Origin of the sequence: Hoeflea sp. AS60 (assembly GCF_038900115.1) — a bacterium.
GTDB lineage: Bacteria > Pseudomonadota > Alphaproteobacteria > Rhizobiales > Rhizobiaceae > Hoeflea.
In genome coordinates this window covers 55,168-72,998 of record NZ_JBBMQP010000005.1, presented here as the reverse complement: position 1 = coordinate 72,998, position 17,831 = coordinate 55,168, and the positions used below count along the sequence as shown (strand labels likewise).

Here is a 17,831-nt window from a genome sequence, read left to right as displayed (position 1 = left end):
TGACGTTGAGGGTTGGATACTCGAACGTCAGGCAGTGCCAGATCAGGCTGAAACCGGATTACTTCATCAAGCGGGCCACCTTGCCGCAGTAGCTCTTTGACACCGGGTTCATCCGTTTGGCAGCATGTCCGGCATTGTATTTCAGGATGGTGCCGCAGGTCGTGCCACCACCCAGCTGGTGCGCCTTGGCGAGATACAGCATGCCGTATTTGATATTGGTCTCGGGATTGTAGAGCCCTTTGGCGGAGCCGCGGTAGCCCATCATCCGTGCAGTCGCCGGCTTGATCTGCATAAGTCCGATTTCCCCTGCCGATCCGCGTGCGTTGGGCCGGTAATTGCTTTCCACCGAAATCACCGCATGGGCCAGAGCTTCGGGAACACCGTTGGTCTTGGCATAGGTGGAGATCAATTTTCCATAGGGCCGCGTCGAGTATCCGAAGCTCATGCCGGCGGTTTTGATGTTGCTTGTCGAAATGGAACCCGTTGTCATCTTCGAGGTTCCGCTGGTTTCGCAGCCCGAAAGCGCAACAGAGAGCAAGGCCGCCGCGGCAGCCGTGAAAAAAAGACGCATATTGTAAAATCACTCCGATGGCGCCATGCCCAACCGTTCATAGACGAGGACGGGACATACCCCTGGCGCGTTGCTTGTCAGCCCGGAACCGCGGAAGGCTTTTGCCGTCGCTCGCTCCGTACGTGGAAGCCAACTCAATCAAGGCGCAGGCTGGCGAATTTAAGGCCAGGCAACCCGAATAATGCTGCATCGCAATAAATTTAGATGTCAGAGTGTAACATTGGGCATGACAAACGCCGTTTGATCTCGTCAGACAACGTCGAAATCACGCGACCGTCGGCAGCGATGAAAGCAGCTGATGCAACGTCCCGATGGTCGAGGCATCGGCGATGCCGTCGACACGCGCGGGACGGAAATGTCGCTGAAAGGCTCGAACAGCCGCAGCCGTCTCGGCGTTGTAAATACCGTCAACCTGCAAGGCATAGCCGTAGAGCGCCAGCATCGTCTGCAGCGCCTCAACCGGTTGCCCCGCATCACCTTCCTGGAAAAACCGCCCGCCGCCGACCGGCAGAGGCTCGACCCAATGGCCAATACCTTCGCCGTTGAGCAGGCCCCAGGGAAATCTCTCGCCCGGATCCTGCTTGCGCATCGGAGCAATGTCGGAATGTGCCAGCACCCGTTCGGCGGCAATTCCATTGCGATCAATAATGTCACGGCAGAGCGCTACCACAGACTTGATCTGCGCATCCTCGAATGGCGGCGACCCCGCTTCATGCCCCGGATTGGCGATCTCGATACCGATGGAGGCGGAATTGATGTCCGTCTCGCCCTTCCAGCAGCTTTGTCCGGCATGCCAGCCTCGCACGCTCTCGGGCAGAATTTGGGTCACGAGCCCCGCCTCATCGACAAAGTAGTGTGACGAAACCTGGCTTTCTTCCGTGCACAGCCAGTCAAGTGCTGCCTGTGCCGTGGACATCCCGGTATAATGCAGGATCAGCATATCCGGCTTGCGACCATCCTTGCGTTCGCCATAATTGGGCGAAGAACGCACATGAGCGGACTTGAAATCAGGCTTAAACTCACTCATGCGGCGGCACGGGCTTTCTCGATCACCGCGAAGGCGTCATTGAGGGCTGCCATGCGGTCATTGGCAATGGTAAGGAATTCTTCAGGCACGCCGCGGGCCCGAAGGCGGTCGGGATGGCTTTCGGAAGCCAGTGCCCGGTAGCGTTTCTTGACTTCATGGAACGGCGTCGTCTCGGCCAGTCCGAGGACAGCATATGGATTGATGCCGTCCGGATGGACATGGCGCGCCATGATGCGGTCAAAATAGGCTTCATCGATGTTGAAGATATCGGCCACATTGGCGATGAACTCGAGTTCCTTGTGATGGATGACGCCATCGGCCTTGGCGATATGGAACAGCCCGTCGAGAACGTCCTCGAGCATGGCGCAGTTGGCCTCACCCGAACCGCACATGCCGGCGACCCTCTGGGCATAGGCCTCGTATCCGGCCACATCCTGCTTGGCGAGATTATAGAGCCGCGCCACATTCTGGGCTTCGGCTTGCGGAATGGCGAATATTTCCTGGAAAGCCTGTACCTCTTCCGGGGCGACAATGCCGTCAGCCTTGGCCATCTTCGCAGACAGCGCAATCACCGCGACCGAAAAAGCCACCTTGCGCCGCGTTTCCGGATCACCGGCAAACGCAGTGCGCACGGCTTCCATAACGCCTGAAAAGGCGGTGGAAGCGGTTACGCCGATGACGTCAAACAGGCGGCTGAACAAAGACATGATTTGTTATTACGCGATTTGGTCACAAAAATCGAGTATCGCACGGCGCACAATCGGTGAACGATCCATCAGCGTCAGCAATCAGATCCATCGCGGGAATTCGTTGGACCCCGGCCATGTTGCGCCGTACTGCCGATCGCATGACCGGCACACCCAATCCTCCCGTTTCCGCGGCTCCCTTACGCCCGCTCGCCGGCATGGCGATCGGCTTTATCGGCATCGTCATTTTTGGCGCCACCCTGCCCGCCACGCGGCTTGCGCTCGAAGGCTTTTCCCCCGCTTTCATCACGTTTGCGCGTGCGGTCATTGCAGCAGTGGTCGCAGGCACGACACTGTTGCTGCTTGGAAAGCGATTTCCCCGCGAGCATGCCATGTCACTCTTCGCCGCCGGAATTCTGCTGGTCTATGGCTTCCCGGCGTTTTCAAGTGTCGCCATGCAGACCGTGCCCGCCTCCCACGGCGGGGTTGTGCTCGGCGTGCTGCCGCTGATGACCGCCACCTTTGCCGCCCTGTTTGGCGGCGAACGCCCCGGTCTCGCGTTCTGGGCCTGGAGCATTGCAGGTGCCGCTCTGGTGATGATCTTCTCGCTGTCGGGCGCCGACATCGAGCCAGGCATTGGCGATCTGTTTCTGGCCTGCGCCGCGCTGTCTGCTGCCTGTGGCTATGTCATTTCCGGCAAGCTCGCGCGCACCCGGCCCGGCTGGGAAGTCATTAGCTGGGCGCTAGTGGTGGTGTCGCCGCTGTCAATGGCAGGCACGTTCCTGACCTTCGAAACCGGCATTCACCAGCCTGACAGCCACGCATTGATGGCGCTCGCCTATCTGTCGCTCGGCTCAATGTTCGCCGGCTTCATCTTCTGGAACTGGGGCATGGCGATCGGCGGCATCGCCCGCGTCGGCCAGGTGCAGCTCATGCAGAGCTTCGTCACGCTAGGCCTGTCCGCCCTGCTGCTCGGAGAAGCCGTCACCCCGGTGATGCTCGGCTTCGCACTCGCAGTGGGTTTCGTCGTCTGGTGCGGCCGGAAGGCCAAGGTGGGTTAGCCCCTTAGCTGTGCCCCGCCACCTCGCGCGGTTTGTAGGCTGCCTCCAGCAGGCGGATCGAGGCAGCGTCGAGCTTCACATCAAGCGCGCCGATAGCCTCTTCAAGCTGACCGATCTTGGTGGCGCCAATGATTGGCGCGGTCACGAACGGCTTCGACATCACCCAGGTATAGGCCACCTGCGCCGGCTTGACGCCGAGCTTTGCGGCCACCTTCTCCACCCGCAACAGGATCGCGTAATCCTGCGGCGATCCGAAATAGCCCAGGGCCATCTTGTCGGTGTTGGCACGGTTGGTCGCCTGCCCGTCCTTGGGCCGGTTGCCAGCGAGAAACCCGCGCGCGATCGGCGACCACGGCACGACGCCGACACCTTCTGAGGCGCAATAGGGCATCATCTCGCGCTCTTCTTCGCGGTAGGCCAGATTGTAGAAGTTCTGCATGGCGACGAAGGGCTGGTAACCCCTAGCCTTCTGCATCTCGCGCAGCTTGGCAAACTGCCATGCCCACATCGAGGACGCAGCGATATAGCGCACCTTGCCCGCCTGGATGACGGCTTCCAGCGCATCGAGCATCTCGTCAAATTCCGTGTCGGGGTCGAGGCGGTGGATATACAAAAGATCGACATAGTCCATATCGAGGCGCGTGAGCGACTGGTCAATCTGGTCGAAAATGTGCTTGCGCGACAGCCCGCGGTCATTGGGCCGACCGTCACTCATGCGCAAACCGACCTTGGTCGCCACTACGATCTCGTCGCGCCGGGCATATTGCTTTAGCGCCTTGCCGGTGATCGTCTCGGAATCCCCGTAATTGTAATGGTTCGCCGTGTCGAAGAAGTTGATACCCTTCTCCACCGCCATGCGGAAGAAGGGCTGCGCTTCCTCCTCGGTGATAACCCAGGGGTGGGTCGGACCGCCCGGCGTGCCGAAACTCATGCAACCGAGGCAAAGCTGCGACACATTCAGACCCGTTTTCCCCAACCGGACATAATCCATGCGCCTACTCCCCTCACGATGCACTGAATGAGACGCGACGATAGGCAGTGAGCGAGAGAGCGGTCAATAGCTGGGGCAGCCCAAAGCTTGCCGCTGTGTCCCGGAATGGGTGGCCGATTGCGAAACGCCGTCCAAAACCCCGCAACAAGGTTGGATTTCATTTGGGTTTTGTCTATGAATTGGCAGTGTAATGGAGAGGTTATGATCATGGATGAAAACGAAACGCCCCAAAAGACGTCGGCAAAACCTCAAGGGATGATCGTTTCCTCCCGCCATCTGGCGACCGAAGACGGCTGGCAGTCGTCCGAGTTCGAATATGGGCTGATCCTCGCCTACAACGGATTTGCCCGCTGGATCGGGAGGTGCATGGTCGCCGCCGGGCACGATAGCCTGACGACGCTGGAAATCCTGGTGCTGCATCACACCAATCACCGCGGCCGCAGGAAAAGGCTTTCCGACATCTGCTTCCTGCTCAATATCGAAGACACCCATACGGTCAATTATGCCCTGAAGAAGCTGCAGAAGGCCAAGCTGATCCAGGGTGACAAGATGGGCAAGGAGTTGTTCTACAGCGTCACCAGCGAAGGCGAATTGCTCTGCGAAAAGTATCGCGAGATCCGGGAGCAATGCCTGGTGGAAAACCTCAAGCACATTGAAAACCGTCCAGAGGACCTGCGCGAGACCGCAGCCTTCCTGCGCACGCTCTCAGGCCTTTACGACCAGGCATCGCGCGCCGCCACTTCGCTGTAAGCGAGCGCTCGGCGCGGACACCGCGCCGAAACACACCGCGTGCGAGATCAGCCGTCCATAAGCGAGGGCAGATAGGTCGCGATGCCGGGAAACAGCGTGATCAGCGCCACTGCCAGAAGCAACAGCAGGAAAAACGGCAGCGCCGCCATGGCGATCCGCAAGATATCGATGCCGGTCAGTCCCTGGATAACAAACAGGTTGAAACCGACCGGCGGCGTGATCTGCGACATCTCGACAACGATGACCAGATAGATGCCGAACCACAGCGGATCGATGCCTGCCTCCAGGATCATCGGCATGATGATCGAGGTTGTCAGAACCACAACCGAGATGCCGTCGAGGAAACATCCCAGAACCACAAACAGCACGGTCAGTGCCGCCAGCAAGGCGTAGGGCGACAGCCCCATGTCGGCGATCCACGCCGCCAGATGGCGCGGGATTCCGGTAAAGCCCATCGACACCGACAGGAAGGCCGCTCCAACAAGGATGAAAGCAATCATGCACGATGTCACGGTGGCGCCCATCAGGCTGTCCCTAAGCATGGACCAGGACAGGGATTTGTTGGCCCATGAGAGCAGCACCGACAGGACGACCCCCACAGCCGCAGCATCGGTCGGCGAGGCAATGCCGATATAGATCGAGCCAATGACGCCCGCGATCAGCAAAAGCACCGGGATCAGCCGCCCGGTTGCCCTGAGCTTGTCGAGAAACGGCATGTCATCATCGTCATCCTGGGGAATTCGTGACGGATTGAGCAAGGCATAGATAATCACATAGCTCGCAAACAGCGCCACCAGCATCAGCCCGGGCAACACACCCGCCACAAACAGGCGCGCGATCGATTGTTCGGTCGCCACTCCATAGACAATGAGAATGATGCTCGGCGGGATCAGCAGACCCAGAGTGGCGGATCCTGCCAGCGTGCCCAGCACCATGTTTGTCGGATAACCGCGCTCGGTGAGTTCGGGCACCGACATCTTGCCGATCGTCGCAGCCGTCGCGGCTGACGATCCGGACACGGCGGCGAAGATGGCGCAGCCGAAGATGTTGACGTGCAACAGCCGCCCCGGCAGCCGTTTCAACCAGGGCGAAAGGCCGGTAAACATGTCTTGGGACAGCCTTGACCGCAGCAGGATTTCGCCCATCAGGATGAACATCGGCAATGCCGCCAGCGCCCACGAGGTACTGTGCCCCCAGAATGTCGTTGCCAGAATGGGGCCGATCGGCGCATTGGAAAGCAGCAGCATGCCCAAGGCACCGGTCAGCATCAGCGAAAACGCCACCCAGACGCCGGCTCCAAGAAGCACCAGCAAAGTGACGAAAAGCAGTATGATCGTGACAATATCGCTCATACCGGGCGCCTCACTCGGTGTTCATCTGTTCGACACCCACCGGCTCGCCGGAACGGATGATCTGAACGGTGAGATCGATCATCGCAACCGTGAGAACCACCAGGCCCGTCAGCAGCGTTGATTGCGGGATGTAGAGGGGAATGGCGACGATGCCCGAGGACATATCACCGAATTCATAGGATTCGAGCGTGAGCCGGTACATGTAGAAGGTCGCATATCCCGCGACACCGGCGCCCAGCATATGGGCCACCACTTCCGCCGCAAGCCGAAGCTTGGCTGGCAGAACCCTCAGCACCAGATTGACCCTTATGTGCCCACCTCGAACGAGGGTGTAGGCAAGCGCCAGAAAAGACGAAGCCGCGAGCATGTAACCGGCAAAATCCGCGTAGGACGGGATCGTCAGGTTCATGTCAGTCAGGCCGGTCTTGGTGATCAGGTTCAGCATCACCTGGGTGGTCACCAGCAGGCAGATGCCGGCGATCAACAGGGCTGAAATCAGTCCGCTCACATCATAGATACCGTCGAGCAACTTGCGCAAACTACCCTCCTTTGCAATCAGCCACCCTGAACCGCGCCTCGCATCCAGTGGAGCAAGCTGCAGTTGCCGTGACCACTGGCGGTAAATCCGCCAGTGGTCAGAGATGTTATTGCGAGAAAGTAGCCATGATCGACTTGGCTTCATCGGAGGCAGTTTCCTGCCACTCGGCCTGCATCTGTGCGCCGATATCCATCAGACCCTGAAGCAGTTCGGCGCTTGGCTCGACAATCGTCATGCCGTTTTCCTTCAGCACCGCGGTCTGTGTATCAGTTTCCTTCATGCTCATCTCCCAGCCGCGGGTTTCGGCAGCGGCGGCAGCTTCGAGCACGGCAGTTTGGGTCGCTTCGTCAAGAGCGTCAAAGGCAGCCTTGTTGACGACCACGATGTTCTTCGGCACCCAGGCGTTTATCGGAGTGTAATAGGACACATAATCCCATGCCTTGCCGTTCGCACCTGTCGAAGGCGAGGTGATCATGGCTTCGACCTGACCGGTCGAGAATGCCTGCGGAATGTCAGGAACTTCCACCTGGGTCGGTGCAGCGCCTGCAAGGCTCGCAAACTTCTCAAGCGCGGCATTGTAGGACCGGAACTTCAGGCCTTTGAGATCGGCAACAGTCTTGATTTCCTTGGTCGTGTAAAGCCCCTGCGGCGGCCATGCCACAGCATAGAGCGGCATCAGCTTCTGCTTGGCCAGCAGTTCGGTGATGACCGGTTTCTGGGCGTCCCAGAGCTTTTTCGCATCTTCATAGCTGGTGGCGATGAATGGCTGTGAATCCACGCCATAGGCTGCGTCTTCGTTTGTCAGCAAGGACAGGAAAAACTCGCCGATTGGCACCTGTCCGCCGCGAACCGCATTCTTGATCTCGCCATGCTTGATCAGCGAACCGGCCGAATGAACCGTGATGTTCAGGCCGCCATTCGTTGCTGCCTTGATGTCATCAGCAAATTGAACAATGTTGGCGGTGTGGAATGTGGCATCCGGGTAAGGCGTTGGCATATCCCAGTCTGTGGCATACGCGGAATTTGTCAGTGTCGCGGCAAGCATGCCTGCGGCGATCGTCAAACCGATGGTCTTGTTCATGTTTGTTCCTCTCTGGCTGCGTTGCAGAGCGGACCCTTTTATCTGGACCCTGCGCCTGCAAGCCAACTTGATGTAAAAGTTACGTTGACAATTTGTCAGCGTTTTGTGAAAAGATCAACAGGAATATTCGGACCGCAAATTCTGTGTGCAGGGAGACACCAATGACAAGCTCGGAGTTTTGGGATTTCTGGATCGACCGCGGCGGCACCTTCACCGATGTGGTTGGACGTGCGCCCGATGGCACCTTGCACCAGCGCAAACTCCTGTCCGAAAACCCGGAAGCCTATCCCGATGCCGCCATCCAGGGCATCCGCGATCTGCTCGAGATCGATCAGGATACCGCGATCCCGCCGGAGCGCGTCGGTCACGTCAAGATGGGCACCACAGTTGCCACCAATGCGCTGCTGGAGCGTAAGGGCGACCGTACACTGCTGGTCATTACCAAGGGTTTCCGAGATGCGCTGCGCATCGCCTACCAGGCCCGGCCGGATATTTTCGCTAAGGAAATCATCCTGCCCGAACAGCTTTATGAGCGGGTGATCGAAGTCGACGAGCGCGTCATGGCCGACGGCAAGGCAGTGCGCGGCCCCAACCTCGAGACGTTGGAGCCAGAACTGGCCAAGGCCCGCGCCGACGGCATCGATTCCGTCGCCATCGTGCTGATGCATTCCTGGCAGAACCCGATCCACGAGATCATTGTCGAAGGCGCCTGCGAGCGCACGGGCTTTGCCCAGATCTCGGTGAGCAGCCAGGTCTCCCCGCTTGCCAAGCTGGTCGGTCGCGGCGACACCACCGTGGTTGACGCCTATCTCTCGCCGATCCTCAGACGCTATGTCGACCGCGTTGCAGGCGTTCTTGGCGCCACGCCTTCGGGCGAACCCGGCCCCACACTGCAGTTCATGATGTCGTCAGGTGGCCTAACCGCAGCCGACATGTTCCGTGGCAAGGATGCCATCTTGTCAGGCCCTGCCGGCGGCGTCGTCGGCATGGTCGAGACAGCAAAGCTGGCCGGCTTCGACAAGGTCATCGGCTTTGACATGGGCGGCACCTCCACCGACGTCGCCCATTTTCATGGCGACTATGAACGCGCCTTTGACACCGAAGTCGCAGGCGTCCGCATCCGCGCACCGATGATGCGCATTCACACTGTTGCCGCAGGTGGCGGCTCTATCCTGCATTCGGGTGAAGGCCGTTTTCGCGCAGGCCCCGATTCCGCCGGCGCCAATCCCGGCCCTGCCTGCTATCGCCGCGGCGGTCCGCTGACTGTCACCGACGCCAATGTCATGCTCGGGAAACTGCAATCCGACTTCTTCCCTGCCATCTTCGGCCCGGCGCAGGACCAGCCACTCGACGTCGACACGGTGCGTGAGGCGTTTGAGGGCCTGGCGAAAGACCAGCCCGGCAAGTCCGCCGAGGAGATCGCTGAAGGCTTCATCACCATTGCAGTCGAGAACATGGCCAACGCCATCAAGAAGATCTCGGTGCAGCGCGGCTACGATGTCACCCGCTATCTGCTCAACTGCTTCGGCGGCGCCGGCGGCCAGCATGCCTGTCTGGTGGCTGATGCGCTGGGCATGGAATCTATCCTGATCCACCCCTTCTCGGGCCTTCTCTCAGCCTACGGCATTGGCCTCGCAAGCGTCTTTGCCAGCCGCCAGCAGGCGATCATCAAACCGCTCGCAGAGGAAAGCCGCGTTGACGTCAAATTGCTGATTGATCAGCTCTGCAAGGGTGTCTTCGAGGAACTGAAACTCCAGGGCGTGCCGGATGACGCGATCAGCTGGCGCCCACTTCTGCAGCTGCGCTACGACGGCACCGACACCACCATTCCCGTGGCCTTCTCCGACTTCGATTTCGATGCTGCCCGCACGGAGTTCGAAAAGGCGCACAAGGCCCAGTTCGGCTTCGTCTATCAGAACAAGACCGTGATCATCGAAGCAATTTCTGTCGAAGGCATCGATGACCGCAAGGATGGCCGCGTCGAGCCCGAACACGAGATGACCACCGGCGAAGCAGACGGCGGCGAAACCCGCCAGATCTATGCGAACGGAGAATGGCACGATGCGCTTGTGATCCGCCGCGACCGCCTGCGCCCGGGTCACCGGATCGCCGGTCCGGCGCTGGTCATCGAGCCAAACCAGACCATCGTCATCGAACCCGGCTGGGAAGCCCGCATCAACGTCCTCGATCACGTTGTGCTGACCCGCTACGAAAAGCTCGACCGGGCGCTCGCCATCGGCGCCGACCAGGCCGACCCGATCATGCTCGAAGTGTTCAACAACCTGTTCATGTCGATCGCCGAACAGATGGGCGTGACGCTGCAGAACACCGCCTATTCGGTCAACATCAAGGAACGCCTCGACTTCTCCTGCGCCGTGTTCGACCGCACCGGAGCGCTCGTCGCCAACGCGCCGCACATGCCGGTGCATCTGGGATCCATGGACCGTTCAGTCGAAACCGTGATCCGGCTCAACGAAGGCGACATCAATCCGGGCGACGTGTTTGCGCTCAACGCCCCCTACAACGGCGGCACCCACCTGCCGGATATTACAGTCGTCACCCCGGTTTTCTCCGATGACGGCAGCGAGATCCTGTTCTGGGCGGCCTCGCGTGGCCACCACGCAGATGTCGGCGGCTCAGCCCCCGGCTCGATGACTCCCCTCGCCACCACGGTGGACGAGGAAGGCGTGCTGATCGACAATTTCCGCATCGTCGAGCGCGGCCACTTCCAGGAGAAGGAACTGGTCGAGCTATTGACCGATCACCCCTACCCGGTCCGCAACGTCACCCAGAACGTCGCCGACCTGAAGGCCCAGATCGCCGCCAACGAAAAGGGCGTGGCGGATCTGAGAAAGATGGTCACCGACTTCGGGCTCGATGTGGTCGAGGCCTATATGGGCCACGTCCAGGACAACGCCGCCGAAAGCGTTGCCCGCGTCATCGAAACGCTGTCCGATTGCGAATATGAATACCCGACCGACACCGGCCAGGTGATCAAGGTGAAGATCTCGGTTGACCGCGAAAAGCGAGAGGCAACAGTCGATTTCACTGGAACCTCGGACGCGATGGAGAACAACTTCAACGCCCCCGAACCGGTCGCCCGCGCAGCCGTGCTCTACTGCTTCCGGGTGATGGTCGAAAAACCGATCCCGATGAACGCCGGCTGTCTGCGCCCCATTCGGATCGTCATCCCCGAAGGCTCGATGCTGAAGCCCGCCTATCCGCGCGCCGTTGTTGCGGGCAATGTCGAGACCTCGCAGCATGTGACCAACGCCATCTTCGGCGCACTCGGTGCACTCGCCAACAGCCAGGGCACGATGAACAACCTCACCTTCGGCAATGAAAAATACCAGTACTACGAGACCATCTGTTCGGGCTCGCCGGCAGGCTATGAGAATTCCGGCCGCGGCTTCGAGGGCACCTCGGGCGTCCACACCCACATGACCAACTCACGCCTGACCGACCCGGAAATCCTGGAAATGCGCTTTCCTGTGCAGCTTGAGGATTTCCATATCCGCGACGGCTCCGGCGGCAAGGGAAAATTCAGCGCCGGCAACGGCACCAAACGCACGATACGTTTTCTGGAAAAGATGGATCTGGCGATCCTGTCCTCACACCGCAACCACCCGCCTTTGGGCATTGATGGTGGCGGCGAAGGTCAGGTTGGAACGACCGAGGTGCGGCGTCGCGACGGCAGCATCGAGATCCTGAAGGCCTGTGACCAGACCGTACTCGAAGCGGGCGAATCCGTGATAGTGACAACGCCGACTGCGGGTGGCGCAGGACGCGGCTGAATTCAGAAAACTGCCTGACAGACGTGGCCTCTGTCAGGCAAATTTCAGCTGACCAGACTTGGCTGGAGCAGGCTTCTCAGCAGTGTCAATGAACTCCGGGTCATCCATGGACATGGGAAACCGCGATGCCTGCAGCGCGCAAAGCCGCGTTGCTGCAATAGCGCCCTGCACCTGCTCCGCACCCGCGTCGCAAGCACATTCGAGGTCTTCTGAACTGTCGACGCCTGTCAGTGTGACGGGCGTATCGACGGTGGAGGCGAGCTGCAGAAACAGTGTCAGCATCTGAAGCAGCCGCTTTTCACCGGCAATCGACCTGATGCTGGCGAGATCCAGACGAACCCGGTCCACCGGAAAGGACCGCGCCATCGAAAGACCGGCAATGCTGGCTGCAAGTTCGCTGACCGAAATCTTGACGCCCTTTTCCCGCAAACGCTCGAGATTGCCCAGCACGATCGCGCCTTCATGTCTGCTCGCATGAGGATCGACGTCGAGGACCAGGCGCTCGGGCTCAAGTCCGCTCTTGTCGAGGGCCGCGATAACGGAGCCGGCAAAGGCCTGATCACGAAGCTGAACCGCCGCGACAGGCAAGGTGATTTCAGCCTTTTCGAGCCAACCGCTTGCATCCTTGAGGGCCCGCTCCAGCATCCAGTGCCCAAGTGGCAACATCAGACCGCTGGCTTCAGCCATCGCCATCAGCTCCCCCTCGGAGAGGTCGTCAGCCTCGGATTGGATCCAGCGCAGCCGCACGGTAAATCCGGACACGGACATCGTAGAGGCCTTCACCACAGGCAGATAGTCGATATGAAACGCGCCACCGGCGATCCCGGCGCGCATGTCCGCTGCCAGCTGCTGGCGCTGCCTGTGATCCCTGTCCATCTCGTCGGTAAAGAAGCTATGGCTTGAACCCTGCATCTCCTTGGCATGGTAGAGGGCAAGATCGGCGCGCTTGAGAAGGTCCGAAAGTGCGGTGACGTTCTCATCTGTCACCGCAAAGCCGATACTGCCGGCAGTATCGATCATGACGCCAAGGCTCTCGATCGGGCGAAACACGAAGGCTGCGAGACCATCGCAGAAGCTTGAAATTGTCTTGGTGCCGGGTGCGCTTTCCCACAGAAGAACGAACTCGTCGCCGCCCAGCCGGTAGACGCGTTGCCCCGGCTTGCAATAGGCCTGCAGTCGCTCTGCAAGCTGCTTCAGCACCAGGTCGCCGGCGGCGTGACCCATCGTATCGTTGATGTATTTGAAGCGGTCCAGATCAAACAGCAGCAACGCCATCGGCGCTGACTGTCTGGTCTTGCAGCGAATGATCCGCTCGACATCCTCGCTCAACGCGTGGCGGTTGCGCAACCCGGTCAGATTGTCATGGTAGGCGGCTTGGCGAAGCTGCTCGGTCGCTGCCCGCTCGCTGCGGATCTGTCGCGCCAGGCGATCGTGACGATGGCCCAACCTCGCCACAAGAGCGGTGATTCCCAAAGGTGCTGCAACTGCAGCCATCCCGAACGGGCTGGTCAGAAATTCATAGCCCGCATGCGCCATTCCAGCGCCAAAAAGCATTTCATAAGCAACAGCCGCCAATGGCGTAACTATTGCGATAACCAAACCAGCGATTGCATATCGCTTGCATGCGTTTGGTACATACGAATTTAGCATCATGCCAAAATCTCCTGTTCCGAAGACCAGATGCACAGCCAAGACTTAACAAAAAGTGACCGGGGAAATGATGTGGTAAACGCTGAATTACAGGGATTCTTCAAATTTTAAGCTTTTACCGATAAGAAGATGGAAAATTCCGTCCAGGCCATGCTCCAGTCGGAAATCGAGCTTATGCCCAGATCGCTTAAGCCAATGTTTCCAAACACTAATTCGCCAAAAGGCAACCCGATGCCCCTCCGTAACACAGTATTAACGCTATCAACGCTTAGTTTCTCGTTGCGGCATCTGTGGGCGAGGCCGGAATCAATTCGCGCGAAAAACCGGCAGATCTCGCTTGCGGCTTTGCTTCTGATAACTGCTACGGGTCTCTCCGGCTGCAGCTCGACCAGCCTGGAAGACAGCCTCCAGCCAATCGGCAACGCTAAACAGTCGGGCGCATCGGTCCGTCCGGACGTCAAGAAGCTCGACCCTCCCGGCAAAGGCCGCTACGGCGACCGCAAACCGGTGGATTTCGGCAAGTATCACCCTGACCGCTATCCGGTGCACGGCATCGATGTGTCCAAATGGCAGGGCGACATAGACTGGAGCGAAGTCCGCAAGGCAGGCATCGCCTTCGTCTTCATGAAGGCGACTGAAGGCGGCGACCACAATGACAACCGCTATGCGAATTACTGGCGCGGCGCCCGTGCCGCGGGCATCCCGCACGCACCGTATCACTTCTACTATTTCTGCCGCCCGGCCCGCGAACAGGCCGAATGGTTCATCGCCAATGTCCCGCGCGAGTCCGTACAGATGCCTCCAGTTCTCGATGTCGAATGGAACCACGCATCAAGGACCTGCACCACGCGCCCCGACCCGGAAACAGTACGCGCGGAAATGAAGGTCTGGATGGACATTGTCGGCCGCCATTACGGCAAGCGCCCGATCATCTACACGCCAGTCGATTTCCACCGCGAAAACCTCGATGGCCATTTCCAGAACTACCAGTTCTGGCTCCGCTCGGTCGCCGCCCATCCGCAGGAGATCTATCCCGACCATCCGTGGAGCTTCTGGCAGTATACCGGCACCGGCATGATGGCCGGCATCAAGGGCGACACCGACATCAACGCCTTCGCCGGCTCCAAGGCCCAATGGCAGGAGTGGCTGAGGAAATACGCGCGCTGATCTGCAGAGGCCTGAAGCTATTGGTTTGGTGAAGGTCGCCGGACATGGTCAACCTGCCGGTTGTGGACGGATCAGTTTCAAATCCTTCTCAGCGGACTCCCTGTTACACAATGCACGATTGCCCGAAAACTGCGCTGCACTTGGCGCATCCCCGGAATCACCTCATCATCGCCACAAATCTGCGGTTCGTTCACCACCCCATCAGGAGTAAACGCCACCATGACATCGAAGCTTCCCCTCGCCATCCTTCTCGCAAGCCTCGCGGCAACCCCGGCCATGGCCCAGGCGCCCGCTTGCGGCGGCAATTTTGCCCAGTTCCTCGAAGGTGTGAGAGCCGAGGCAATGGCTCTGGGCGTCAGCGGTGATGTCGCAACCCGCGCGTTACGCAACGCTTCGATTGATAACAAGGTGCTCTCGCGCGACCGGGCACAGGGCGTGTTCCGCCAGACATTTCTGGAGTTCTCCAAGCGCTCGGTCAGCTCCAACCGCATGCAGGTCGGTGCCAAGAAGATCAAGCAATACGCCAACACCTTCGCCCGCGCCGAGGCCGAGTACGGCGTCCCTGCCGCCGTCATCACCGCATTCTGGGGACTGGAGACCGATTTCGGCGCAGTCCAGGGCGATTTCAACACCCTGAACGCACTGGCGACGCTGGCCCATGACTGCCGCCGGCCGGAACTGTTCCGCCCGCAGCTGATCGCAGCCGTCGAGATGGTCGGACACGGCGATCTCGATCCGGCGGGCACCACCGGCGCCTGGGCCGGCGAGATCGGCCAAGTCCAGATGCTGCCAAGGGATATCATCGAATACGGCGTCGATGGCGATGGCGATGGCCACGTCAATCTGAAGAAATCCTCCGAAGACGCGATCATGACCGCAGCGAAGTTCATCAAGGCACTGGGCTGGCGCGCAGGCCAGCCATGGCTGGCCGAAGTCTCGATCCCTTCGGGCAACTTCCCTTACGAGAAATCAGGCCTCGGCCAGAGCATGACGCTGAACGACTGGACCGCATTGGGCGTCAGCTTCCGCAACGGCGCACCAACGTCACAGAACCTGCCCGCCGACCTGCTGTTTCCGCAAGGTCGAAACGGTCCCGCTTTCCTGGCGTTCCCGAATTTCTCGATCTATCTCGAGTGGAACCAGAGCTTCATCTACACCACCTCGGCTGCCTATTTCGCCACAAGGCTCGCCGGTGCCAAACCCTATGACGCCGGCAATCCCGGCAACGGGCTTGGCGATGCTGCAATGAGGCAGCTGCAGGAAAAACTCGCCGCCCGCGGCTACGATGTCGGCAAGATCGACGGCATTCTGGGTGGCGGAACCCGCGCCGCCGTGCGCGCCGAGCAGCTGCGCCTGGGCCTGCCCGCAGACGGCTGGCCGGATGAGACACTTCTCAGCCGGATTTAATTTCGCAGGCCGTCGGTTACGTCTTGCACGGTCTGGGCTTCTTGGTAACGGGTTTCTCCGCCGCCGGCTCGCCACTCTCCTCAAGAGAACCTGTCGCCGCCTGATTGATTGAAGGGGGCGTCGGGCCCGCATCGGCACTGCCGGATCCGGTTTCGGTTTCGGCGCCTGAAACCATCTCAACTGCAGGCTCAACCTCATCAGAAGGTTGAGCCGCAACCTTCGCCTCCGTCTTTCCGGCGGAACGGCGCGCCCGGCGCTGATAAAGCGCGAAGCGAAGTGCACGGTAGCGCGCCCTCGCCGACCACAAGACATTCTCGACACCATCAAGTTCGTCTTCATAGGCCTGTGCCAGCGCCTGCTTGTAGGATCCAATGCCTTCGCTGGCGAGGTCCTCGACGCGCTCCATCAGGTTGAACCAGATTGGCGACACCAGAAGCGATATGGCGGTTACCGCAATCGCCAGGCGGTAGATATCGGAGCCCAGGGCACCTGACGCAAAGCCCGCTGCAGCGAGCACAAACGAGAACTCGCCGATCTGGGCCATCGACAGACCGGCCAGCAGCGCCGTCTTCGGGTCAGATCCGGTCATCCTGAGCAGGAAGATGTTGAGCGCCGTCTTCAACCCCACCACCAGCAATGCCGCAGCAAGGACCAGCGCCAGGTTGGCGAGAATGAAATCGAGGTCGATCAGCAGACCGATGGACAGGAAGAACACCACCAGAAGAATGCTCTGGATCGGTTCGATCACCGGAATGATCCGGCTCCGGAGCGTCGAGTTACCAATGACGATACCGGCAAGAAAAGCGCCATAGACCGGCGACAGCCCGGCAAGACCGGACAGGGCGGCGGCCGAGAAACACAAGGCAAGTGATCCGATTGCCAGGAGGTCGACATTGTCCTCGATGGCTTCGGCAAACGGCAGCTTGAGCTTGGGGTGACGGCCGAACCACCACAACAATCCGGCCAGCAGTGCTACCGCTATCACCACCTTGAACAGCACATCGCCGAGATCGAACTCATCCCCGCCAAGGCTCGAGACCAGAATCAGCATCGGCACAACGGCCAGATCCTGCGCAATCAGAACGCCGACGGCGACACGACCCGGAGGGCTGCGCAGTTCACCCATCTCATCGAGCATCTTCATCGCCACCACCGTGCTTGACAGCGCGATGATGAAGCCCAGAATAAGCGTTTCCGATGGACTGGCGCCCAGCGCATAAGCCAGCAATGCCGCCAGCAGCATCGAGGCAATCAATTGCCCGCCCGCCACGATCACCGCCTGCTTGAGGCTGAGCACAAACGCCTTGATCGACAGTTCCATACCGATGAAGAACAGCAGCACCACCACGCCCATTTCAGCCAGCAGCGAGACATTCTCGGAGGTCGAAATCACCCCCAAGCCGGTCGGGCCAAGCGCCAGCCCGGCCAGAATGAAGCCCACCAGCGGCGGCTGTCTCAAACGCATGAAACCGAGGCCGAGAAGGGCTGCGATAGCCACTGCAATCGCAATCGCCACCATCGCATCACCATGATGGCCGCCCTGGCCAACCGCCTGCTCGACAACCTGCGCGACGGCTTGTTCCACCACGCCGCCCACCGCTTCAACCGCACCCGAGATCTGATCTTCCATTGGTCGCTCCTTGCCTGTGCAGCCTAGTGTGCTTTGCAGCAAAAACAAAACGGCACAGGAAGAATCTCGTTTCATGGGAAGTCATTAGCATCGGAATTGGACGAAGCCTGACCTCGGGCGCGCAAC

General features: G+C 59.9%; 14 protein-coding genes. 5 read left to right on the top strand and 9 right to left on the bottom strand.

All coding sequences use genetic code 11. From position 1 onward, the window contains the following. Positions 1-58: 58 nt before the first annotated feature. The 3 genes from WNZ14_RS21620 to WNZ14_RS21610 form a co-directional block, all read right to left on the bottom strand. Entirely contained in the window at positions 59-571 is a 513-nt protein-coding gene (locus WNZ14_RS21620; RefSeq protein ID WP_342870766.1) for a transglycosylase SLT domain-containing protein, read from the bottom strand. A gap of 265 nt (positions 572-836) precedes the next feature. Next, on the bottom strand, positions 837-1,598 hold the full coding sequence (locus tag WNZ14_RS21615) for an N-acetylmuramoyl-L-alanine amidase (RefSeq protein WP_342870765.1): 762 nt from the start codon (positions 1,596-1,598) through the stop codon (positions 837-839). Beyond that, positions 1,595-2,305: a DnaJ family molecular chaperone gene (locus tag WNZ14_RS21610; RefSeq protein WP_342870764.1), complete on the bottom strand. Its 711-nt coding sequence runs from the start codon at positions 2,303-2,305 to the stop codon at positions 1,595-1,597. Before WNZ14_RS21610 ends, WNZ14_RS21615 begins: the two co-directional genes overlap by 4 nt. A gap of 116 nt (positions 2,306-2,421) precedes the next feature. Between WNZ14_RS21610 and WNZ14_RS21605 the strand changes: the two genes are divergently transcribed. After that, positions 2,422-3,345, top strand: coding sequence for a DMT family transporter (locus tag WNZ14_RS21605; RefSeq protein ID WP_342870763.1), 924 nt, complete (start codon positions 2,422-2,424; stop codon positions 3,343-3,345). A gap of 4 nt (positions 3,346-3,349) precedes the next feature. On the opposite strand, the gene WNZ14_RS21600 is transcribed toward WNZ14_RS21605, so the two are convergent. Further along, positions 3,350-4,336 (bottom strand): aldo/keto reductase, encoded by a 987-nt coding sequence (locus WNZ14_RS21600; RefSeq protein WP_342870762.1) that lies wholly within the window; start codon positions 4,334-4,336, stop codon positions 3,350-3,352. Between the two features lie 207 nt (positions 4,337-4,543). On the opposite strand from WNZ14_RS21600, the gene WNZ14_RS21595 reads away from it, so the two are divergent. Next, a complete protein-coding gene (locus tag WNZ14_RS21595; protein ID WP_342870761.1) occupies positions 4,544-5,086 on the top strand; it encodes a winged helix DNA-binding protein in 543 nt (180 codons plus the stop codon). A gap of 47 nt (positions 5,087-5,133) precedes the next feature. On the opposite strand, the gene WNZ14_RS21590 is transcribed toward WNZ14_RS21595, so the two are convergent. From WNZ14_RS21590 to WNZ14_RS21580, 3 genes are all read right to left on the bottom strand, one after another. Then, positions 5,134-6,438: a TRAP transporter large permease subunit gene (locus tag WNZ14_RS21590; protein ID WP_342870760.1), complete on the bottom strand. Its 1,305-nt coding sequence runs from the start codon at positions 6,436-6,438 to the stop codon at positions 5,134-5,136. Positions 6,439-6,448: 10 nt separating this feature from the next. After that, positions 6,449-6,976 (bottom strand): TRAP transporter small permease, encoded by a 528-nt coding sequence (locus tag WNZ14_RS21585; protein ID WP_342870759.1) that lies wholly within the window; start codon positions 6,974-6,976, stop codon positions 6,449-6,451. Between the two features lie 106 nt (positions 6,977-7,082). Further along, positions 7,083-8,057: a TRAP transporter substrate-binding protein gene (locus tag WNZ14_RS21580; protein ID WP_342870758.1), complete on the bottom strand. Its 975-nt coding sequence runs from the start codon at positions 8,055-8,057 to the stop codon at positions 7,083-7,085. 161 nt (positions 8,058-8,218) lie between these two features. Here WNZ14_RS21580 and WNZ14_RS21575 point away from each other — a divergent pair, with 161 nt between their 5' ends. Next, a complete protein-coding gene (locus WNZ14_RS21575; RefSeq protein WP_342870757.1) occupies positions 8,219-11,851 on the top strand; it encodes a hydantoinase B/oxoprolinase family protein in 3,633 nt (1,210 codons plus the stop codon). Positions 11,852-11,884: 33 nt separating this feature from the next. On the opposite strand, the gene WNZ14_RS21570 is transcribed toward WNZ14_RS21575, so the two are convergent. Further along, on the bottom strand, positions 11,885-13,387 hold the full coding sequence (locus tag WNZ14_RS21570) for a diguanylate cyclase (RefSeq protein WP_342870756.1): 1,503 nt from the start codon (positions 13,385-13,387) through the stop codon (positions 11,885-11,887). A gap of 459 nt (positions 13,388-13,846) precedes the next feature. Here WNZ14_RS21570 and WNZ14_RS21565 point away from each other — a divergent pair, with 459 nt between their 5' ends. Both WNZ14_RS21565 and WNZ14_RS21560 read left to right on the top strand, forming a co-directional pair. Further along, a complete protein-coding gene (locus WNZ14_RS21565) occupies positions 13,847-14,668 on the top strand; it encodes a GH25 family lysozyme (protein ID WP_342870755.1) in 822 nt (273 codons plus the stop codon). Between the two features lie 276 nt (positions 14,669-14,944). Further along, a complete protein-coding gene (locus tag WNZ14_RS21560) occupies positions 14,945-16,075 on the top strand; it encodes a lytic murein transglycosylase (RefSeq protein WP_342870822.1) in 1,131 nt (376 codons plus the stop codon). A 16-nt stretch (positions 16,076-16,091) separates the two neighbouring features. Here WNZ14_RS21560 and WNZ14_RS21555 read toward each other — a convergent pair whose 3' ends face one another. Next, positions 16,092-17,705 carry a cation:proton antiporter gene (locus tag WNZ14_RS21555; RefSeq protein WP_342870754.1) on the bottom strand — a complete coding sequence of 538 codons (1,614 nt, stop codon included), beginning with the start codon at positions 17,703-17,705 and terminating at the stop codon, positions 16,092-16,094. Between the last annotated feature and the right edge of the window lie 126 nt (positions 17,706-17,831).